The sequence below is a fragment of the Archangium primigenium genome (assembly GCF_016904885.1).
Taxonomy (GTDB): domain Bacteria; phylum Myxococcota; class Myxococcia; order Myxococcales; family Myxococcaceae; genus Cystobacter; species Cystobacter primigenius.
This window is the reverse complement of sequence record NZ_JADWYI010000001.1, coordinates 2,087,517-2,107,468: the sequence shown is the minus strand read 5'-3', so window position 1 is coordinate 2,107,468 and position 19,952 is coordinate 2,087,517. Positions and strand designations below refer to the sequence as shown.

Genomic DNA, 19,952 nt, shown 5'->3' with positions numbered 1-19,952 from the left:
AGGCACTCCATGTCCGCCCTGCTCTCCCGCCTCCTGCGCCTGTCGCCCCACACGCCGCCCGTCACCCTGGAGACCGTGCCCCGCGAGGCCTTCTCGGACGCGTTCCTCCGGGAGTTGCACGCCTTCGCCAATGGCCTGATGGCCGAGGGGCTGGAGCACTTCGGCGTGCACGCGCGCTCCAACGACGTGGTGCATGTCTTCCGCCAGGGGGACGGCGCGGGGCGCATCGTCGGCTTCCAGTTCTGGAAGGCCGAGCCCCTGGGCCTGCCCCGGGGCCGCGCCATCATCGGCGGCAAGCTGCGCATCCACCCGGACTTCCGTCAGCGGGGCCTGCACCTGCTGTCCGGGCTGACGTTCCTGGTGCAGGAGAAGCTGCGCCACCCCACGCACCAGCACTACCGCCTGTCCATCGCGAGCCCCTTCGGCTTCGTGTCCATCACCGAGGCGCTCGCCTGGTACCGCCCCTTCGAGCCCCGGCCGCGCACCGAGGAGGAGCGGGCCCTGCGCGAGGCCTTCCTCGCCCTGGCCGCGCAGAGCCACTTCGAGGTGGACGAGGCGAGCGGCCTCTTCGACGTCCACATCCACATGACGGCCGAGACGCTCGGGCGCTACCCGCCCGCGTACTTCGAGCGGCCCGCGGCCCGGGCGTACGCGGCGCTCAACCCGGACTTCCGCACCAACGGCCGCTACGTGGGCTTCTGGTTCCGCTTCACCCCGGACAACCTCGCCGCCCTCACGCGCGCCACCCTGCACCGGCTGATGGGGCGGCGCGCGCGGGGCACCCGGGCTCAGGGCGACACGTAGCGTCCGAGGAAGAGCACGTTGCCCGTGGCCACGTGCTCGATGGTGAAGAGGAAGGGCCGGTTGACGGCGAAGGGCTCGGGGACGGACGGCGGGCCCATGCCCACCTCGGTGGCGGCGGCGGCCTCGGTGCCCAGCTCGTTCACGGACACGAAGGCCTTGTGGCTCGCCGAGCTGATCGTCAGCGCCGCGCCGCGCGCCATGCCCGTGAAGTCCGCCTGGCCGGTGAAGGCCACCTCCATGCCCAGCGAGCGCAGCGGCGGGATGAGCGGCAGGGCCGTCTCCACCTCGAAGCGCGGCATCCGGAGGTCCAGGGAGCGCGAGGACAGGCGCGAGCGGACGTCCTTGAGGAAGGCCGAGGACAGCTGGCCCTCCACCTGCGCGAAGCGCCCCGCATCGGGCAGCACCACGAGCATGCGGAACTCCCGGCCCTGGTAGTCCAGGGACACCGCCTCGAAGCCCTGCCCCTTCATGTACTGCCCCGTGCCGCCCCGCATCGTGGGCACCGGGCGCGTCTGGCCGTCGAGCGCGAGGAAGGGTGCGTCGGCGGTGCCCTGCTTGGAGAAGGGCGTGGCCCACGCGCCCTTGAAGTAGAGCGCGTTGACGAGCATCAGCGCCGTGTCGGGCTTCACCCCGCCCACGGGCAACAGCTCCTTGATGCGGTTCATCGTCTGCTCGGCGACCCAGCCGTTGATCTGCTCGCGGATGGCGGGCGCGTTCTGGGAGAAGTCCACCACGCGCATGCCCGCGCCATACTGCCGGGCGAGCACGTCCAGGAAGGCCGGCTCGAACGCGAAGCCCTGCCGGCCCCAGAGGCCATTGACCACCCGGAGCGTGGGCGGCGTGCCCCCGGTGCCGCCCGCCGTGCCCGGCTGCATCGCCAGCTCCACCGCGTTCATGGCGGGGTGGTGCCGCTCCTGGGACAGCGAGAAGCCGAACACCTCGGACATCTGGGCCGCGGTCTCCCCGCGCGCGCCGGCGTACACCATGCTCAGCGCCTGGGAGATGCTGTACGGCGAGAAGAAGACGTTGGCGCCGGGCTGGCTCAGCCGCAGCAGCGCCGCGCCGAAGTCCGTGTTGCCCGCGACGGCCACCGCCATCTCCTGGGACGTGGCGCCGGGCGCCAGCTCCCGGGGCGCCGACGAGGACACGGCCTCGCCCGGCGCGCCCGTGACGGGCACCGGCGGCTCACAGAGGCAGCGCGTGTCCAGCCCCGGCGACTCCGGTGTGGGCGTGGACTCGGGCGCTGGCGCGGGCCCACAGCCCGTGAGCAGCAGCGCGGTGGCACATCCGATGGCGAATCCCCGGCGGTATGAAGTCATGCGTGTCCTCTCGAGACGGCTCGGTTCGCGCCGCGAACAAGCAAACGCCGTGCACATGCCGGGGCCGAACAACTTCAATGCCTTGCGCCCCCGCGCGCCGCCAGGGGCCCTCGGAAATCCGAGGGCCGCCCCCGCTCGCCTCAGGGAGACACGTAGCGGCCGAGGAAGAGCACGTTCTTCGTGGCCGTGTGCTCGATGAAGAAGAGGAAGGGCCGGTCCACGACGAAGGGCTCGGGCGCGGACGTCAGGACCACCCCCACGGCCGTGGCGGCGGCGGCCTCGGTGCCCTCTTCGTCCACGGCCACGAAGGCCTTGTGGCTCACCGGGCCGAGGCTCAGCGCCGCCCGCCGCATGAGGCCCGAGAAGTCCGCCTGCTCGCTGAAGGCGGCCTCCATGCCCAGCGCGCGCAGCGCGTCGCCCAGGGGCAACTCCGACTCCATCTGGAAGCGCGGCAGCGCGATGCTCATGGGCCGGGCCTTCAGGCGCGCGTGGACGTCGTCCAGCAGGCCCGAGGACAGACGCCCCTCCACCTCGGCGAAGCGCCCCGCCGCGGGCAGCACCACGAGCATGCGGAACTCCTCGCCGCGATACGCCAGGGCCACCGCCTCGAAGCCCTCGCCCGCCATGTACTGGCCGCCCTGGCCCCCCGCCATCATCGGCACGGGCTTGGACCCGCCCGACAGCAGGTGGAAGGGCACCTCGCGGGTCGCCCCCTCCTTGAAGGGCTCCACCCAGGCGCCCTTGAAGTAGAGCGCGTTGACGAGCATCAGCCGCGTCGCGGGCGTCACCCCGCCGGACTGGACCAGGTCCCGGATGCGGCCCGCCGTCTGGTCCTCGACCCACGCATTGATGTCCGCGCGGAGGGCCTCGGGCTCCTGGGTGAAGTCCACCGTCCACATCGCCGCGCCGTAGTCGCGCGCGAGCACGTCCAGGAAGGCCGGCTCGAACGCGAGCCCCTTCTGGCCCCAGGTGGCGCTCACCACGCGGAAGGCGGGCAGGGGTTTGCCCGAGCGGTCCTTGTTCGCGCGGGGCTGGAGCGCCAGGTCCAGCGCGTTGCGGGCGGGGTGCAGCCGCTCCTGGGGCAGGGAGAAGCGCAGGGCCCGCGCCATCTGCGCCTCCGTCTCGCCGCGCGCCCCGGCGTACACCATGCCCAGGGCCTGGGTGATGCTGTACGGCGAGAAGAAGACGTTGGTGCCGGGCGCGCTCAGCCTCAGCAGCTCCGCGCCCAGGTCCGTGTTGTCGGCCACCACCGTGGCCATGTCCTCCACGGCCGTGGCCTTGGGCTTGAGCACGCGCTCCTCGGACGAGCCCACGCGCTTGCCGGGCGGATCCTTGAGGGGCGGGAGTTCGGAGTCGGAACAGGCGGAGAGCAGCAGCGCGGCGGCGCAGGCCAGGACGCGGCGGGGGGAGAAGACAGCCATGGGCATTCACCTCGACGGCGAAGGGTTCACGCCCCCGGAAGCAAGGGCCATGCGCGTGGGACCCGCCGAACAACTTCAATGCCTTGCCTCCCCCGGTGCCCGACAACGCCCTCGGAATTCCGAGGCGGCCCCCTTCCCCCTTTCTCCCAAAACGAGATAAAGCCGGATTCATGACCTTCCCGACCAAGACCCGATTCCCTGTGTCGCGCCGGTTCCTGCCCCTCACGCTCGCCTCGGCGCTCGCGCTGGCCTGTGGCCCGGCGCTGCCCGAGACGGGTCCGGAAGCGCCCGCCCTGGAGCACACCACCCAGGCGGCCACCACCGAGCTCGTCCTCAATGGCGGCTTCAACTCCGACACCACGTCCTGGTGGAACGGCGCCAACACGCAGTCGCGCGTGGAGAACGGGCAGTGGCGGATCGACGTCGCCGGGGGCACCACCAACGCCTGGGACGCCCTCGTCGGGCAGAGCGGGCTGCCGCTCTCGAGTGGTCAGGCCTACACGCTGTCCTTCACCGTCACGGCCACGGTGAGCACGAGCATCCGCGCCACGGTGCAGATGGAGAACGCGCCCTACACCGCCACGCTGGACAAGCAGATCGCCCTCGACGGCACCTCGCGCCGCTACTCCTTCCCGTTCACCTCGTCGGTGGGCACCGCGCAGGGCCAGGTGACGTTCCAGTTCGGAGGCCGGGGCGCCTTCGTCGCGCGGATCGACGACGTCTCGCTCACGCGCACCGATGGCGGCACGACCGTCCCCCCCGCCAACCCCATCGTGATGACCAACGGGTTCTACGTGGACCCGAGCTCCAACCCCGCCGTCTGGGCGCGCAACAACGGCGGTGACGGTCGCGCCGCGCGCATCCAGTCGGACATCGCCAGCAAGCCCATGGCGCGCTGGTTCGGCAACTGGAACACGAACATCCAGACCGACGTGGCCAACTACGTGGGCGCCGCCGCCGCGGCCAACAAGCTGCCCGTGCTCGTGGCCTACAACATCCCCGGCCGCGACTGCGGCAGCCACTCGGGAGGCGGCGCGGGCAGCCCCGACGCCTACCGCGCGTGGATCTCCGCCTTCGCCGCGGGCCTCAACGGCCGCCCGGCCCTCGTGCTCATCGAGCCGGACGCGCTCGCCCAGCTCGACTGCCTGCCCGACGACGCCACCCGGCAGACCCGCCTGGACCTGCTGCGCTACGCCACCGAGCGGCTGCGGAGCGCCGGCAACGCCGTCTGGAGCTACATGGACGGCGGCAACGCGCGGTGGATCGCCCCGGACGTCATGGCGCAGCGGCTGAACGCGGCCGGCACGGCCAACATCCGCGGCTTCGTGGCCAACATCTCCAACTTCTACCCCACGGCGGAGACCCTCACCTACGGCAACGCCGTCAACGCGGCGCTCTCCAACCGCTACGGCTACACCAAGGGCTTCGTGGTGGACACCAGCCGCAACGGCAATGGCTCCAACGGCGAGTGGTGCAACCCCGGGGGCCGCAAGCTCGGTACGCCGTCCCAGGCGGGCGGGGGCGCGGACGCGCTCGTGTGGGTGAAGACGCCGGGCGACTCGGATGGCGCGTGCGGCATCGCCCCGGGCACCCCCGCGGGCCAGTTCAACCCGGAGCTCGCCTGGCGCCTCATCCACGGCACCTGAGCAGACGCTAGAAGGGGGCGGGCCGCGTGAACGTCACGCGCTCGCCCGTGCCGGGGTGGGTGAACGTCAACGCCTCGGCGTGCAGCAGCAGGCGCGGCCCCTCGTGCCCGTAGAGCCGGTCGCCGACGATGGGCGCCCCCAGCCCGAGCGGGTGCGCCGCGTGCACGCGCAGCTGGTGCGTGCGGCCCGTGAGCGGAAAGAAGGCCACGCGCGTGCGCGCGCCCCGCCGCTCCAGCACCCGCCAGCGCGTGAGGGCGGGCTTGCCGTGCACCGGGTCGTGGATCTGCCGGGGCCGGTCGTCCAGGTCCACGCGCAGGGGCAGATCGATGAGCCCCTCGTCCGCCGGGACGCGGCCGTCCACCCAGGCCACGTAGCGCTTGTCCACCGCGCGGTGGAGGAACTGCCGCTGGAGGAGCGCGTGCACGGGGGGCGCGCGCGCCGCGACGAGCAGCCCCGAGGTGTCCAGGTCCAGCCGGTGCACGAGCAGCGGGCCCGGGGCCTCGGGGTAGCGCGCGCGGAGCCGGGCGAGCACCGAGTCCGCCAACGCCTCGCCCTTGCCGGGCACGGACAAGAGGCCCTCGGGCTTGTCGACCACCACGAGCCAGGCGTCCTCGTGCACGAGCGACAGGGCCCCGGGCGCGTGGACCGGGGGCACGAAGACGCGCGGGGGCGCCACGGCGAGCCCCTCCAGCATGAAGGGCAGCAGGGGGCCGCACTTGTCCCGGCACGCGGGGTAGAAGGCGCCCGCGACGCGGCCCCCGGAGGCCGGAGGCGCGCCCCACCAGAACTCCGCGAGCGCCACGGGCACGAGGCCGTGCGCCTGGGCCTCGGCGAGCAGCTTGGGCCCGGCGCAGTCGGCGGCGCCGGAGGGCGGCTCGCGCGAGGCGTAGAGGGCGCGCAGGGGCCGGCGCTCCCCCCGGGCATTGGGGATGGAATAGGTGTCGTGGAGCCGCCGCATGAGCGCGCGGCTGACCCCGTGTCGCAGCCGCTCGAGCGCGCGCCGTCGCCGCTCCAGCCGCGCGAGCCCCGGCGCGAGCGCCCCCTGCTCGGCCTCCCAGACCGCCTCGCTCCGGCGCTTCTCGGCCTTGTCCCCCCGGCTTTTCTGGTCGAGCGCATGCAGGGCCTCGCGCCGCGCGGGCTCGGACAGCGCGGCGCCGAGGAGCCGCTCGCGCTCGGCCTGACGCTCGCGCCGGTTCGCCTCGTGGCGCAGCCGCATCGCCTCGCGCTCGCGGGCCTGGTGGGACGTCAATGCCACGACGGCCTCGCGCGCGGTGGTGAGTTCGGCGGAGGCCTCGAAGGCCTCGGCGCGGGCCGCCAGCGCCTTCACCCCCGCCTCGCCCGGCACCTCGAGGTGGGAGCGGGCCTCGGCGTCGAACACGGGCGGACAGTAGCCCGGCACGCGCCACTGGCCCCCGAGCAGGCCGGAGAAGGCGCGCAGGAAGCCCCAGCGGCCCCCGGGCTCGCGCACGACGAGCACCCCGAACATCTTGCCGCCCCCGGGAGCGTCCAGCGGCGCCGCGGACACGCCCGGGGCGATGGCGCCCGCCTGGAGCTCGGCCCGCACCGCGTCGGCGGCCCGGCGCGCCAGGGCGTGGGGGCCCAGCTCGTCGAAGGGGCTGGGGAAGGCCTCCGGCACGTCACCGGCATCGGGCTGGGGCTCGAAGAGGGTCAATCCGGTCCGCACGCCCTCCGGGTAGCACGAAACGGGCTTCCCGACCGCGTCCAGACGTGTCCACGCCCGTGGACCTGGACCCAAACTTTCCGGGTCCCTATCCGTAGGGGCTAAGCTGCGTCCTGCATGCTCGAGAAGATCCACATCCAGAATTTCAAGTCGATCCTCGACTACACGCTCGAACTCGGGCGGATCAATGTCCTCATCGGCGAGAATGGCGCGGGCAAGACCAACATCCTCGAGGCTTTCGCCACGGCGAGCGCGGCTTCGGATGGCTCACTCGAAATCGAGGAACTCTATACGAGAGGCGTTCGGATCGCCAAGCCATCCATCACGATCAGCTCCTTTCTCCAAAAGAAATCCGCTCAAGCCATCGCGTTGACGCTCACCTCCGCACCGAAGGCCCCCAACAACGACGAAGAGGCCCCCTGGCTCAAGCTCACGCTTCATCCTGATGCCAGCAATATTGACTCTGGATGGCAGGTCGACACCGCCTCCGCCAAGGGGCCAATTTCAAATCTCTCGAATAAGCAAGCGTTCATCGGGGAGCTTCTATCCAATCTGCGCGACATGCGCAGAACCCATAGTGATGCTTCCATGCTGCAGTTTCTAGATAACGCAGTTAATCACCGAAGCAATCTCAGCCTCCAGCAGCAGCAATTAAAGAGTTTCTGCATCTACAATCTCAACCCCTTGGCGCTACGTGGCATCCAGAATACCAGTCGCAGGCTGCCGCTCGGCATCAACGGTGAAAACCTCGACGTCTTCCTTGAGGAACTGACCCAGGCCCAGCGCCGCGAACTCGTGCGCTACAGCAAGTTCATCCCCTGGTTCGACAATCTCCTCATCGACACGCAGGACGAACTGAAATTCAAGGGACATAAACTCGGGCGAAGCACCTCCCGGCTCTACTTCCGGGACCGATTCATGAAGAAAGGCAACAACGTGTTCTCGGCGGAGAACGCGAACGAGGGCATCCTCCACATCCTCTTCTACCTGGCCTTGTTCCTGAGCGACAAGACTCCATCCATCTTCGCCATCGACAACATCGAGACCGCGCTCAACCCACAGCTTTGCCGGGAGTTGATGAAGTCCCTCGCGGCCATGGCCAAGGCCCACGACAAGCAGGTGCTCATCACCACGCACAATCCGGCCATCTTGGATGGGCTCGACCTGCACGACGACGACCAGCGGCTTGTCGTCATTCGCCGCAACGACCAGGGACACACCGAAGGGAAACGAATCAAGCTCAAGCCCAAGACCAAGGACGAATCTCAGTACAAGCTCTCGGAATTGTGGATGCGTGGACACCTCGGCGGTATTCCCAACGCGTTTTGAACCGACCATGCGCATTGGAATCATCGCGGAGGGACGCGGAGACCTCGCCGTCATCTACAATATCTTGAGGGGACTTGGATTCGACTCCGCGGACTTCCAGCCACTGCGTCCCCAGTACGCACTCGACGAAACAGACCTCCACAACATGACGGAGGAGCAGTTCAGCAACTGGGGGCTCGTGAAGCAAGAATGCATGACAGGCACTCAGTTGCATGAGTTCTTGAACAGTCCGCTCGACGAGGATCGACTTGTCGTCATCCACATCGATACCGCGGAGGCGGAGCAACTCGGCTATGACGTCGTCCGACCCTCTGGTTCGACAAAGGACTTCGCCATCGAATTGCGCAAGCGCGTCGCGGTGAAGCTCGACGAGTGGCTCTCCGGGCGCCCCTCAGCCACGTTCCACTACGCCATCGCCGTGGAAGAGACAGAAGCGTGGATCCTGACGCTCCATCAGCAGAAGGACACCTCCACGACGCGCGACCCCAAGAAGGCGCTCCGCAGGGCACTGGACCAGCGGCAGTCGGAAAAGGAGCGCAAGAAACTCTCACAGATGAGCGCCTACGACGCCCACGACACCTTGAGCCGGGACTTCCGTAAGCGACGCACGCTCGCGGACTGCGCCACACGCAACCACAGCCTTCGACTCTTCTTGGAACCGTTTTCCTCCCAAGAGGATTGACCGGCGAGAACACCCTCCTGTTTCACACGCAACACCGCTCCCCGCTGGCGGAGCCCACGTGACTTGAAAAGTCGGTCCTCCCCACTACCTTCCGGGTCAATGAGGCGACCCACGCTCCACGAGGGCGAAAGGAGGCGGCGAAGTGAGTGAGTATCAGTGCTACGAATTCGTGGCGCTTGACCGACCCCTGACCGCGAAGGAGATGGCCGAACTGCGCGCGATCTCGACGCGTGCTCAAATCTCGCCCACACGCTTCTGGAATGAGTACCAGTGGGGAGATCTCAAGGCCGATCCTTCAAGGCTCCTGGCACGTTACTTCGACGCGCACCTGTACTTCGCGAACTGGGGTACGCGTCGTTTGATGCTGCGCGTCCCACGAGCCCACCTTGAAGAGAAGACCCTGCGACCGTTCTTCCAGGGTCGGGGCAGCGCTCGGTTGATGCGTTCGGGCAAGCATGTCGTCCTGGACTTCACGTGCCACACAGAGGAAGCCGAAGATGAAGAGGCGAGCCAAGGCTCACTCGCGGCCCTGCTCCCCCTGCGCGCGGAGCTGATGCGAGGCGACCTGCGCTGTGCATACCTGGCATGGTTGCGCATGGTCCAAGAGGGAGACGTGGACGAATCCACGACGGAGCCGCCAGTTCCGCCTGGACTCACCACGCTCACGACCGCGCAGCACGCGCTGGTGGAGTTCCTCGGCATCGACATCGACCTCCTCCTGGCCGCGGCGCGGGCAAGCGCGAGGCCCGCCTCCGACGCGAACGCGTTCCGCCACTGGGTGACGCGCCTTTCTCCCGCGAGGAAGGAAGCATGGCTCCTGCATGCGGCCCGTGAGCCCGAGTTCCCGCTTGGCTCGGTACTTCTGCGTGCATTCCGCGCGGAACAGAGCCCGGCGAAGGAGAAGCACCGCACGGTTGGAGAACTGAAAGCCCTCGCGCGAACACCTCGCCCCCAACGAGTCCCATCCACCCGCCCGAGAAGCTCACGCGCATCCGTCAAGCGGTGACACCTGGAACATCAAGGCACGGAACCTTGCGGCCTCACCCGCGGTGCTCGCGCGGTCCCCCCGGGCCCCCCACGTGGCCCAGCAACGCCTCCACCTGCACGGCCCGATGCGCGTAGGTGTGCTCGGCCAGCACCCGGCGGCGCGCGGCCTGTCCCAGCTCGCGCACGCCCGCGTCCGTGAGGCAGACGACCGCCTCGGCCACCTCCAGCCCGTCGCGCGCCGCCATGCACTCGCGGCCCGGCTCCAGGAACAGCTCGATGCCCTCCCACCCGTCGGTGATGAGGCACGCGCCCGCGCCCGCCGCGGCGAACAGGTGCGAGGCGGGCGAGTAGCCAAAGCGCGCCATGCCCTCGCGGCTCACGTCGAGCACCGTGCGCGCCGTGCCCCGCATGACGTTGTGCTCCCCGGGCGCCACGTGCCCCACGTAGCGCACGTTGGCCGGCCGGGGCCGGTCCTCCCAGCCCTCGCCCCCGAGCAGGAAGGGCATGTCGGGCAGCAGGTTCGCCGCGCGCAGGAAGAAGGACTCCACGCGCCGCTCCAGGTCCGGCAGCCGGTCGTCCAGGAAGGCCAGCGCGCAGTCGAAGCGGGGCTCGGGGGACACGGGGAAGTGCACGTCCGGATCCACCGCGCCGTACACCGGCACGCAGTCGCGCGCCCCCAGGTCCCGGTAGGCGAGCACCACCCGGTCTCCCCCGCCCTGCGTGAGGATGCGGTCATAGCGCGGCACCAGCGCGCGCAGGGGCGCCTCGGGCTCGCCGAGCAGGCGCTCCAGCGTCACCGGCGCGTCCAGGTCCCAGTACACCACCTGCGTGCGCCCCGAGCGCAGCTCCAGCACCCGCGCGTCGAGCCACGCGTCGTGCGCGCCCACCGCGCTGGCCTTCACCACCACGTCCGCGCCCCGGGCCTCCTCCAGGCAGCGCTCCAGGGCCGAGGTGTCCTCCACCGGGTAGACGACGACCCGCGCCCACGGGGCGGGCACCTGCTCCCCGGGACGGCGGCCCGCCAGGTCCGGCTCGTAGAAGGTGATGCGGTGCCCCCGGGCGTGCAGGGCCCGGAGGATGCCGCAGTAGTACATGGCGGCGCCGTTCCACCAGGCCGAGGCGAGGCTCGCGCCGAAGAAGGCGATCCGAAGTCCGTGACCGCGCCGCATGTCCCGCTCCTCGTGCAGAAGTACCGGACGCGGGCCCCACCTCCCCGCGTCCCGCTCAGGTCGCCCGCGCCCGTTGAGACAGGGGGGACGACACCCGCTGGGATTCCTCACCCAGGCGGGCGTAGACCGCAAGGTAGGCATCCGCCAGGCGCTCGGGAGAGAACGCCAGGGCCCGGGTGCGTGCGAGGGTGGACATCCGGCCGCGCAGGGCGGGCTCGGCCACCAGGCGGCGCAGCGCCCGCGCGAGCATGTCCGTGTCGTCCGGTGGCACGAACACCGCCGCGTCCTCCCACCTTTCGCGAAGCGAGGGGATGTCCGCCAACACCAACGCACACCCGGCGAGTCCGGCCTCCAGCGCGGCGACGTCACTCCAGGCCTGGCGCGCGGGCTGGACGAAGAGCGAGGCGCGGCCGAGGTAGCTGGCCTGGGCGGAGGAGGACAGCTCGCCGAGCAGCCGCACGGAGCGGGCCCGCATCTGGCCACCCTCGGGGTGCTCGCGGCCACCGGCCACCAACACGGGCCAGTCCACCCGGGGCGCCACGGCCTCGAGCACCTGGAGGTTGTGGGCCTCGTCCCACCACGCGCCCGTGGCGAGGATGAAGGGCTCGCGCACGCGCGCGGGCGGGAAGTCGGCGGGCGACAGGCCGGGCGGAATGACGCTCGCGGCGGGCAGGGGCCCGTGGTGGCGCTCCAGCGAGGCCAGGAGGTCCACGGAGGGCGTCACCACATGGCCGGCGGCGCGCAGGCCCCGCGTCACCTCCCAGCGGGCGAGCCAGTCGCGCTCGGGCGCCGACGCGCCGCGCACGGCCTCGTTCCACGCCAGGGGGCAGTCGAGCCCCACCACCAAGGGGGCGCGCCGGAAGGGCAGCACACCGTGGCGGGCGCCGCACAGGTGCACGGCGTCCGGCGCGTCGCGCGCCTCCAATTCCAGGAGCCACGCCCCCGCGGCGTCCATGTCCTCCCAGACGGCGTCGGTGGGCTCCGCGCGCCACGTGCTCTGCTCCACGCGCAGGCCGGGAAGGCCCAGCAGGCCGTGCCACTGGGCCGCGGTGAGGGGCGCGCCCAGGGTGGCCAGCGTCACCGCCACGCCGCGCTCCCCCAGCGCCCGGCACAGGGCCAGCGAGGACGCCCATGCCGTCCCCCCGGTGGGGGTGGACAGCAGCACCCGGCGCACGGGGCGCCCTCCGCGGGGATGCGCGGGAACGGGATGCCGGAGGGAGGAACGATCACGCATGGGTAGACCCAGGGGTAACACGGCCCCGGGCCCCCGCCAGACGACTCGCACCGCGGACCGAGGGTCCGGTGAACGGAAGCGCTCGCGCGGCGCCGACTCGTCAACGCTTGGGGTGTGCGGCCGAGGACACCCCGTCCGCCGGTCCCCGCGAGGGGCTTGTCAGCCCCGACTCGGGTTCAGGGCTCGGTGAGCCGTACCTCGAGGCCCTCGGGCATCACGAGCTCGTCCTCCGAGCCATGGACGTACGCCGTGGCGGGCCAGTCCACCGCGAGCACGCCGCCCACGGGACCCCCCTGCCAGTCCAGCTCGAGCTGGAAGGACTGCTCGCACCGGCGTTGCTTCACGCACGCGGGCTTGAACATCAGGGGCGTGGACACGGACAGCGTCCCGACCCCGGGGGTGCCCTCGAGGATGAGCACCTCGGGCTCCAGGGGCGTCCCCGCGCGCACGAGCCGCGCGCGCACCCAGGGCCTCGCGGCGGTGGTCGCGCCCTCCGGGGGCAGCCAGCGCACGGAGAGGTCGACCCGGAACCAGCCCTCCACCTCCTGCTCGTCCTCCTTCGGCTGGGTCACGACGACCCGCAGCGCGCGCCGGGCCTCGGGCGCGCGCGCATCCAGCCACAGGGTGCGGCCCTGGAGGACCGCGTCCTGGCCCCAGTAGTCAGGCGGGGAGGTGGCCAGCAGCGCGGCCGAGCCCAGCAGCAGGACCCCGAGCGCGGCGCATCGTCGGGCGAGGGAGGGAGCCGGACGCATGGGCTACTTCTTGGCCGGAGCCGGAGCCGGGGCCGGAGCGGGCGTCGCCGCGGCGTCCGCCTTGGGCTTGCGCAGGGGGCACGAGGCGATGGCGCCGTTGGGGTCCACCGCGTCCTTGCCCTGGTCCACCTTGAGGATCTTCCGGTCCTCGCCGATGACGAAGGTGTAGCGGTTGGCCAGGTTCATCACCGGCATCTTCACGTCGTAGAGGCTCGTGAGCTTGGCCTCCGGATCCGGCACGAAGGCGAAGGGCGCCTTGAGCGAGTCCTTGAACTTGATGAGGTCCGCGGCCTCGTCGGTGCTCACCGCGAGCAGCTGGCCGCCGAGCTTCTCCACGTCCTTGTAGCGGTCGCGGTAGGCCGTCAGCTCCTTGGTGCAGCCGCCGGTGAAGGCCTTGGGGAAGAAGGCGAGGATGACGGGGCCCGCCTTCACCATCTCCGAGAGCGAGTGGGACTTGCCGGAGGTGTCCTGCACCGTGAAGTCGGGCGCGACCTCTCCAGCCTGGGGGGTGGCTCCCGCGAGGAAGCCGGCGACGAGCGTGGCAGTGAGCATGCCCGCAGGCTTATCACTTCTCGCCCATGCGCGCCCACACGGACGCGGCGGCTTCGCGGGCCTGCTCGGCCACCACGCTCGGGTTGACGGACAGGGGCCGGCGCGCCCACACCCGCCACACCCCGTCCACCATGACCGACTCCACGTGGCGCGAGCCCAGGCCGAACGCCACGTGCCAGGCGAGGTTGTCCGCGGTGAGCGGCGTGGCCGGCAGGTAGTCCATGACGAGCAGATCCGCCACCGCGCCCTCGCGCATGGGGCCCAGTTGCAGCCCGAAGGCCTGCGAGGCCAGGCGCTGGCCGTTGGCCAGGTAGCGCAGCACGTCGATGGGCTGCCCCGCGTCGCGCGAGCGCAGCCAGGCCGCCTGCGCCTCGGCGAACATGTCCGCGCTCACCCCGTCCGCGCCCAGCGTGGCCCGGTGGCCGAACTTCAGGGCCGGGGCGTAGCCCACCTCGGCCTCCATGTTGGAGCGCGGGGTGTGCGCCAGCCACGCCCCCGTGGGCAGCAGCTGCGCCAGCTCCGGCCACGCCAGGTGGCCCACGTGCGCCAGCACCGTCTGCGCCGACACCAGCCCGCCCTCCACCAGCCGCGTCACCGGCGAGGCGCCAAAGCGCTCCGTGGACAGCGTCTCGTCGAGCGGATCCTCCGCCAGGGGCACGTGCAGGCCCGTGCCCGAGCCCTTCAAGGCCTCGGCCAGCCCCTCCAGGGCCTCCTTGCCCACGGTGAAGAGCGGCGCCGAGCCCACCTGCCCGCGCAGCCGGCCCCGCGCCTTGCGCGCGAAGGCCACCGTCTCCTCCAGCCCCTCTTCCCGCCCCAGCGCGCCCCGGCGGTCCGTGACGGCGTAGGACAACACGCCCCGCACACCCACCTCGTGCAGGCCCCGGCCCACCCGCATCAGCGCGCCCTGGACGGCCCGGGGCGAGGAGTGCAGGTCGAACAGGGTGGTGGTGCCGCACTGCAGCGCCTCCAGGCCGCCGGCCGTCGCGGCCACCTGCACCGCGTCCAGGTCCAGCGCGTCCTCGTAGCGCCAGCGCACCTTCTCCAGGAGCTCCTGGTAGCCGTCCAGCTTCGGCCGGGGCATGCCCCGGCCCAGGCTGGCGTAGAGCCGCTGGTGCGCGCTCACCAGCCCCGGGAAGACGAGCTTGCCCGAGAGCGCGAGCACCTCGTCATCCGGCGCGGCGGCCAGGTCCGGTCCGCGCGCCACGATGCGATCGCCCTCGACGCGCAGGTCCACGCGCTCGACGCACGCCGGCTCGAGTTCGACAACGATGCCACCCTTCAGGAGCGTGCCCACCCGTCCCTCCGTCAATCCACGGCTGCCCAACCGTAGCACTCCCCTCCCCCGCGTCCCACCCCCGAGGCACCCGGACCCCGCGTCCAGGGCGCCGAAAACGCACGGGGCCTCCCGTCCGATGGACAGGAGGCCCCTGGGCTCACGACCCGGACGGGTCGGGCGCGCCTACTGGTACCACTTCTGGTTGTTGGCCCCGTTGCACTCCCACTGGTGGAGCTTGGCGCCGCTGCTGCTGTTGATGTTCACGATGTCCACGCACTTGTTGGCCTGGGGGTTCACCAGGTCCCCCGCGCCGCTGAGGATGAACTTCTGGGCCGGGTTGCCGCTGCAGTTGGCGATCTGGATGATGGCGCCGTTGGTGACCGCGCCCCAGGCCACGTCCATGCACTTGCCCAGCGCGCGGACCGAACCATCCGAGTACCACTGCCAGCTCTGCGCGCCCGTGCCGTTGCAGTCCCACATCTGCAGCTGCGTGCCGTCGTTCGTGTTCGAGTTCGGGATGTCGATGCACTTGTTGTTCAGCCGCGACTTGATCGCCTTGCCGCCCGTGCTGCCGCCACCGCTCGTGGTGGTGAGCGCCAGGCCGAACTGGCTCAGGATGGGGTTGAGGGGCTGGTAGAACGAGCGCGTGGCCGAGTTGCCGCAGTTGCCCGTGGTGCCCGAGGTGACGCCCTGGGCCTGGTTGCCGGCGATGAACGAGCCACCGGAGTCACCCGGCTCGGCGCAGGCCGTCGTCTGGGTCATGCCGTAGACGGGGCCGTTGGAGTAGTTCACCGTGATGTTCTTGGCCTCGAGCACGCCACAGCGCCAGCCCGTCGTGGAGCCCGAGCGGCAGAGGCTCGCGCCCACCGCGGCCTCGTTGGAGCCGTGCACGGGCACCAGGCCGTTGGAGTAGTTGTACACGTAGGGCGTGGAGACCCACGAGCCGTTGGTCTGCACCCAGGCCCAGTCGTTGGTCGGGAAGGTGGAGCCGCGCACGGTGCCCTGGGCCACGCCGCTGCCGTTGGTGGCCGTGCCCACGCCGCCGCAGTGGCCCGCGGTCACGAAGCCGCCATTCACCGAGAAGCCGATGGAGCAGCGCGCGTTGCCCGTGCCGTACGCGTCACCCCCGCGGATGTCGTACACCGTCCGGGGCTCGCCCGCGGCGTGCTCCACGCGCACCGAGGCCTCCTCGCCCAGGCCGCTGTCGGCGATGAACGCCTTGGCGAGCGACGGGTCCTCGGCGAAGACGACCACGGTGTTGGTCTTCACGTCCACGTACCAGCCGCCCACGCCGCGGGGGGCGCGCGTGGCGCGCTGATCCAGGGCCGACTGCACCCGGTTGAGCTGGGCCAGGGTGCGCGGCACGAGCTTGGGCTCGGCGCCCGCGCGCAGCACCTGGGGCATGCCCGCCTCGTCGGTGACGGCCACGATGAGGGCCGTGCCCTCCTCGTTCATCCACGCGCCGGCGAACGTGTCGCCCAGCTCCGCCGCCAGGCGCTTCTCGGTGTGCGCCGCGAGCGTCTCCACCGCCATGCGGCGCAGGGACTGCTCGGGGGTGAGCCCCAGGTCGCGCTGCATCGCGGCGAGCACCTCCGGAGCGGTCTCCGGCACGGACAGGGGAACGGCGGCGGGCACGGGGGAGGCCAGGGCGGACATCCCCACGACGCCGGTGCACAGCGCCGTCAGGGTGGAGAACGTGCGGAACATGCGGTTCATCGGGTGTTTCCTTCTGAAGTCTGGGGTTGGGAGGCGGCACGCGGCGGGGGAACCCGGGGGCTCACCCCGCGCGCGCGTTCAACGACGAGAGGGGACGTCACCACCGCGCTGGGAGGGAAGCCCCTCCCAGGGAGCGACGGCCTACTGGTACCACTTCTGGTTGTTGGCGCCGGTGCAGGTCCACTGGATGAGCTTGGCGCCGCTGTTCTGGTTGTGGTCCACGATGTCCACGCACTTGTTGGCCTGGGGGTTCACCAGGTCCCCCGCGCCGCTGAGGATGAACTTCTGGGCCGGGTTGCCGCTGCAGTTGGCGATCTGGATGATGGCGCCCGCGTCCACCGAGCCCCAGGCCACGTCCATGCACTTGCCCAGCGCGCGGACCGAGCCATCCGAGTACCACTGCCAGCTCTGCGCGCCCGTGCCGTTGCAGTCCCACATCTGCAGCTGCGTGCCGTCGTTCGTGTTCGAGTTGGGGATGTCGATGCACTTGTTGTTCAGCCGCGAGCGGATGGCCTTGCCGCCCGTGCTGCCGCCGCCCGAGGTCTTCAGCGTCAGGCCGTACTCCTGGAGGATGGGCTTGAGCGGGAAGAAGAAGGTGGTGCCGCCGGTGGAGCAGTTGCCCGAGCCGCCCGAGGTCACGCCCTGGGCCTGGTCACCGGAGATCCACGAGCCACCCGAGTCACCGCCCTCGGCGCAGGCGTTGGTCTGCACGGCGCCGTACACCGGGCCGTTCGCGTAGTTGATGGTCGCGCCGCGCGCCTGGATGGTTCCACAGCGCCAGCCCGTCGTGGAGCCCGAGCGACAGACGGAGCTGCCCACCGTGGCCTCGTTGGAGCCGGCGACATTGGCCACGCCGCCCGCGTAGTTGTTCACCCAGGGCTGGGCCACCCACGAGCCGTTGGTCTGCACCCAGGCCTGGTCCTTGCCGGGGAAGGTGGAGCCGCGCACGGTGCCCTGCGCCACGCCGCTGCCGGTGGTGTTGGTGCCCACGCCGCCACAGTGGCCCGCGGTCACGAAGCCGCCGTTCACCGCGAAGCCGATGGAGCAGCGCGCGTTGCCCGGGTAGTACGCGTCACCGCCACGGATGTCGTACAGGGGGCGGTACTCCTCGCGCGACACCTCCACGCGCAGGCCCTCCACGTCCGCGCCGCTGTCGGCGATGAAGCCCTTGGCGAGCGCCTCGTCCAGCGCCGTCACCACCACGCTGTTGGTCCGCACGTCCACGCTCCAGGCGAAGATGCCGCGGGGCGCGCGCTCGGCGTTGCGGTCCAGCACGGTGCGCATCCGCTCCAGCTGGGCCAGCGAGCGCGTCACGAGCTTGGGCTCGGCGCCCTGGCGCAGCACCTGACGCATGCTGGACTCGTCGGTGACGGCCACGATGAGGGCGCTCCCGTCCTCGTTCATCCACGCGCCACCGAACGTGTCCCCCAGCTCCGCCGCCAGGCGCTGCTCGGTGTGCGCCGCGAGCGCCTCCACCGCCATGCGGCGCATGGACTGCGCGGGGCTGAGCCCCAGGTCGCGCTGCATCGCGGAGAGCACCTCGGGCGAGGCCTCCGGCACGGACATGGGGACCACGGCGGGGACGGGGGCCGCCAGGGCGGACATGCCGGCGAACAGGGCGGTGAGGGCGGTGAGAGCGGGGAGCTTACGCGTCATCGGACATTCCCTTGCTTGGGGGGAGGAGGAGGAACCTCTGCTTCGTCGTGGAGGAAGCCGGACGCGTACAGGTCGGGCGCCGGGCTTCCACGATTCAGCATTTCTCCTAATTCTTATCCCGTAGTCAAAGGAATTCGGGCAAAACTCTCAAATCCCAATAAGCCTGTAAACTTTCAATCACTTGGTGCCCGCAACGACAACGGGCCCGAAACGACCGGGCCCGTTGGGGGAACCGCGCGGGAGTGAGGGGGCGGAGCGGGGCTCAGCCGATGGCGTAGTCCTTGCCGCGGGTGGGCAGCGCCGAGTCGCCCTGGGCGAGGTAGGCGTCGACGGAGCGGGCCGCCTCGCGGCCGTCGGCGAAGGCCCAGACGATGAGGCTCGCGCCGCGGTGGGCGTCCCCCGCGCAATACACGCCGGGCACGGAGGTGGCGAAGTGCGCGTCCACGTGCACGTTGCCCCGGGGCGAGAGCTTCACCCCGAGCTGCTCGGCGAGCACCCGGGTGTCCGGTCCCGCGAAGCCGATGGCGAGCACCAGGAGGTCCACCTCGAGGGCGCTCTCCGAGCCGGGAATCTCCACCAGCCGGGGCTTGCCCTCGGCGTCGGGCCGCACCTCCACCTTCACCGTGTGCACCGCCTCCAGGCGGCCGTCCCGGCCCGACAGGCGCTTCGTGACGAGGCCGAACTCGCGCTGGCCGCCCTCCTCCTGACTGGAAGAGGTGCGGAAGACGAGGGGCCAGCGGGGCCAGGGGTTCTCCAGGGCGCGCACCTGGGGCGGCGGCGGCGCGTAGGACACCTGCATCACGTGCGCGGCGCCCTGGCGCAGGGCCGTGCCCAGGCAGTCCGAGCCCGTGTCGCCCGCGCCGAGGATGAGCACGCGCTTGCCGGCCGCGTCGAAGCGGGGCTCGAGCGAGGTGAGCCCGGCCAGCACCCGGTTCTGGTGCGTGAGGTAGTCCATGGCCATGACCACGCCGGACAGCTCCCGCCCGGGCACGTCCAGGTCCCGGCCGCGCTGGGCGCCGATGCCCAGCACAATCGCGTCGTACTGCTCGCGCAGCGCGGCGTAGGTCGGCTCGCGGCCCACGTCCACGCCGCAGCGGAACTCGATGCCCTCGGCCTCCATCAGCTTGAGCCGCCGCTCCAGCACGGACTTCTCCAGCTTGAAGTCGGGGATGCCGTGGCGCAGCAGGCCGCCGGGCCGGTCATCGCGCTCGAACACGGTGACCCGGTGGCCGGCCTGGTTGAGCTGCGCCGCCGCGGCGAGCCCCGCCGGACCCGAGCCCACCACCGCCACGCGCTTGCCGGTGCGGTGCGCCGGAGGCCGGGCCGTCACCCAGCCCTCGGCGAAGGCGCGCTCGATGATCTCCTTCTCCAGGTGCTCGATGGTCACCGGATCCTGATCGATGCTGAGCACGCACGCCGCCTCGCAAGGCGCGGGGCACAGGCGGCCGGTGAACTCGGGGAAGTTGTTCGTGCCGCTCAGCGCGACGTACGCCTCCTTCCACCGGCCACGGTAGACGGCGTCGTTGAACTCGGGGATGGGATTGCCCAGCGGACAGCCCTGGTGACAGAAGGGCACGCCACAGTCCATGCACCGCCCCGCCTGGCGCTTGGCCTCCTCGGGCGGAAACGGCAGGTAGAACTCGCGCGAGTCCTTGAGCCGCTCGGCCTTGTCCCGCTTGGGCGCGGAGACGTGCTCCCACTCCTGGAAACCGGTCGTCTTGCCCATGG

16 protein-coding genes are annotated in these 19,952 nt (G+C 71.2%); 5 read left to right on the top strand and 11 right to left on the bottom strand.

All coding sequences use genetic code 11. From position 1 onward, the window contains the following. Positions 1 to 9: 9 nt before the first annotated feature. Positions 10 to 804, top strand: coding sequence for a hypothetical protein (locus tag I3V78_RS08935; RefSeq protein WP_239576355.1), 795 nt, complete (start codon positions 10 to 12; stop codon positions 802 to 804). On the opposite strand, the gene I3V78_RS08930 is transcribed toward I3V78_RS08935, so the two are convergent. Beyond that, positions 789 to 2,123 carry a serpin family protein gene (locus I3V78_RS08930; RefSeq protein ID WP_204486022.1) on the bottom strand — a complete coding sequence of 445 codons (1,335 nt, stop codon included), beginning with the start codon at positions 2,121 to 2,123 and terminating at the stop codon, positions 789 to 791. The genes I3V78_RS08935 and I3V78_RS08930 overlap by 16 nt on opposite strands. Before the next feature lie 140 nt (positions 2,124 to 2,263). Next, complete coding sequence (locus I3V78_RS08925) at positions 2,264 to 3,544, bottom strand: serpin family protein (protein ID WP_204486019.1); 1,281 nt, start codon at positions 3,542 to 3,544, stop codon at positions 2,264 to 2,266. Between the two features lie 170 nt (positions 3,545 to 3,714). Between I3V78_RS08925 and I3V78_RS08920 the strand changes: the two genes are divergently transcribed. Beyond that, on the top strand, positions 3,715 to 5,190 hold the full coding sequence (locus I3V78_RS08920) for a glycoside hydrolase family 6 protein (RefSeq protein WP_204486017.1): 1,476 nt from the start codon (positions 3,715 to 3,717) through the stop codon (positions 5,188 to 5,190). A gap of 7 nt (positions 5,191 to 5,197) precedes the next feature. Here I3V78_RS08920 and I3V78_RS08915 read toward each other — a convergent pair whose 3' ends face one another. Further along, positions 5,198 to 6,874 carry a pseudouridine synthase gene (locus I3V78_RS08915; protein ID WP_204486014.1) on the bottom strand — a complete coding sequence of 559 codons (1,677 nt, stop codon included), beginning with the start codon at positions 6,872 to 6,874 and terminating at the stop codon, positions 5,198 to 5,200. Positions 6,875 to 6,988: 114 nt separating this feature from the next. Here I3V78_RS08915 and I3V78_RS08910 point away from each other — a divergent pair, with 114 nt between their 5' ends. The 3 genes from I3V78_RS08910 to I3V78_RS08900 all read left to right on the top strand — a co-directional run bounded on the left by I3V78_RS08910 (position 6,989) and on the right by I3V78_RS08900 (position 9,888). Then, complete coding sequence (locus I3V78_RS08910) at positions 6,989 to 8,200, top strand: AAA family ATPase (protein ID WP_204486012.1); 1,212 nt, start codon at positions 6,989 to 6,991, stop codon at positions 8,198 to 8,200. Then, complete coding sequence (locus I3V78_RS08905) at positions 8,166 to 8,882, top strand: hypothetical protein (RefSeq protein WP_204496964.1); 717 nt, start codon at positions 8,166 to 8,168, stop codon at positions 8,880 to 8,882. The genes I3V78_RS08910 and I3V78_RS08905 overlap by 35 nt, the downstream gene beginning before the upstream one ends. A gap of 142 nt (positions 8,883 to 9,024) precedes the next feature. Next, positions 9,025 to 9,888, top strand: coding sequence for a hypothetical protein (locus I3V78_RS08900; protein ID WP_204486009.1), 864 nt, complete (start codon positions 9,025 to 9,027; stop codon positions 9,886 to 9,888). Positions 9,889 to 9,922: 34 nt separating this feature from the next. Here I3V78_RS08900 and I3V78_RS08895 read toward each other — a convergent pair whose 3' ends face one another. From I3V78_RS08895 to I3V78_RS08860, 8 genes are all read right to left on the bottom strand, one after another. Continuing rightward, positions 9,923 to 11,038 carry a CgeB family protein gene (locus I3V78_RS08895; RefSeq protein WP_204486007.1) on the bottom strand — a complete coding sequence of 372 codons (1,116 nt, stop codon included), beginning with the start codon at positions 11,036 to 11,038 and terminating at the stop codon, positions 9,923 to 9,925. A gap of 55 nt (positions 11,039 to 11,093) precedes the next feature. Continuing rightward, complete coding sequence (locus tag I3V78_RS08890; protein WP_338023505.1) at positions 11,094 to 12,212, bottom strand: glycosyltransferase family 4 protein; 1,119 nt, start codon at positions 12,210 to 12,212, stop codon at positions 11,094 to 11,096. A gap of 236 nt (positions 12,213 to 12,448) precedes the next feature. Next, positions 12,449 to 13,024 (bottom strand): hypothetical protein, encoded by a 576-nt coding sequence (locus I3V78_RS08885; RefSeq protein WP_204486002.1) that lies wholly within the window; start codon positions 13,022 to 13,024, stop codon positions 12,449 to 12,451. 3 nt (positions 13,025 to 13,027) lie between these two features. Then, positions 13,028 to 13,576 carry a peroxiredoxin gene (locus tag I3V78_RS08880; RefSeq protein ID WP_204486000.1) on the bottom strand — a complete coding sequence of 183 codons (549 nt, stop codon included), beginning with the start codon at positions 13,574 to 13,576 and terminating at the stop codon, positions 13,028 to 13,030. A gap of 13 nt (positions 13,577 to 13,589) precedes the next feature. Next, positions 13,590 to 14,870 carry an amidohydrolase family protein gene (locus tag I3V78_RS08875; protein WP_204485997.1) on the bottom strand — a complete coding sequence of 427 codons (1,281 nt, stop codon included), beginning with the start codon at positions 14,868 to 14,870 and terminating at the stop codon, positions 13,590 to 13,592. A gap of 165 nt (positions 14,871 to 15,035) precedes the next feature. Beyond that, positions 15,036 to 16,568: a ricin-type beta-trefoil lectin domain protein gene (locus I3V78_RS08870; protein ID WP_204485988.1), complete on the bottom strand. Its 1,533-nt coding sequence runs from the start codon at positions 16,566 to 16,568 to the stop codon at positions 15,036 to 15,038. Between the two features lie 141 nt (positions 16,569 to 16,709). Then, entirely contained in the window at positions 16,710 to 18,224 is a 1,515-nt protein-coding gene (locus I3V78_RS08865; protein ID WP_204485986.1) for a ricin-type beta-trefoil lectin domain protein, read from the bottom strand. A gap of 262 nt (positions 18,225 to 18,486) precedes the next feature. After that, complete coding sequence (locus I3V78_RS08860; RefSeq protein WP_204485984.1) at positions 18,487 to 19,950, bottom strand: glutamate synthase subunit beta; 1,464 nt, start codon at positions 19,948 to 19,950, stop codon at positions 18,487 to 18,489. Between the last annotated feature and the right edge of the window lie 2 nt (positions 19,951 to 19,952).

What these genes read in the sequence shown, in the direction of transcription:
- I3V78_RS08935 (WP_239576355.1), top strand. Translation starts at nt 10, where the DNA reads ATGTCCGCCCTGCTCTCCCGCCTCCTGCGCCTGTCGCCCCACACGCCG.
- I3V78_RS08930 (WP_204486022.1), bottom strand. Translation starts at nt 2,123, where the DNA reads ATGACTTCATACCGCCGGGGATTCGCCATCGGATGTGCCACCGCGCTG.
- I3V78_RS08925 (WP_204486019.1), bottom strand. Translation starts at nt 3,544, where the DNA reads ATGGCTGTCTTCTCCCCCCGCCGCGTCCTGGCCTGCGCCGCCGCGCTG.
- I3V78_RS08920 (WP_204486017.1), top strand. Translation starts at nt 3,715, where the DNA reads ATGACCTTCCCGACCAAGACCCGATTCCCTGTGTCGCGCCGGTTCCTG.
- I3V78_RS08910 (WP_204486012.1), top strand. Translation starts at nt 6,989, where the DNA reads ATGCTCGAGAAGATCCACATCCAGAATTTCAAGTCGATCCTCGACTAC.
- I3V78_RS08895 (WP_204486007.1), bottom strand. Translation starts at nt 11,038, where the DNA reads ATGCGGCGCGGTCACGGACTTCGGATCGCCTTCTTCGGCGCGAGCCTC.
- I3V78_RS08885 (WP_204486002.1), bottom strand. Translation starts at nt 13,024, where the DNA reads ATGCGTCCGGCTCCCTCCCTCGCCCGACGATGCGCCGCGCTCGGGGTC.
- I3V78_RS08880 (WP_204486000.1), bottom strand. Translation starts at nt 13,576, where the DNA reads ATGCTCACTGCCACGCTCGTCGCCGGCTTCCTCGCGGGAGCCACCCCC.
- I3V78_RS08870 (WP_204485988.1), bottom strand. Translation starts at nt 16,568, where the DNA reads ATGAACCGCATGTTCCGCACGTTCTCCACCCTGACGGCGCTGTGCACC.
- I3V78_RS08865 (WP_204485986.1), bottom strand. Translation starts at nt 18,224, where the DNA reads ATGACGCGTAAGCTCCCCGCTCTCACCGCCCTCACCGCCCTGTTCGCC.
- I3V78_RS08860 (WP_204485984.1), bottom strand. Translation starts at nt 19,950, where the DNA reads ATGGGCAAGACGACCGGTTTCCAGGAGTGGGAGCACGTCTCCGCGCCC.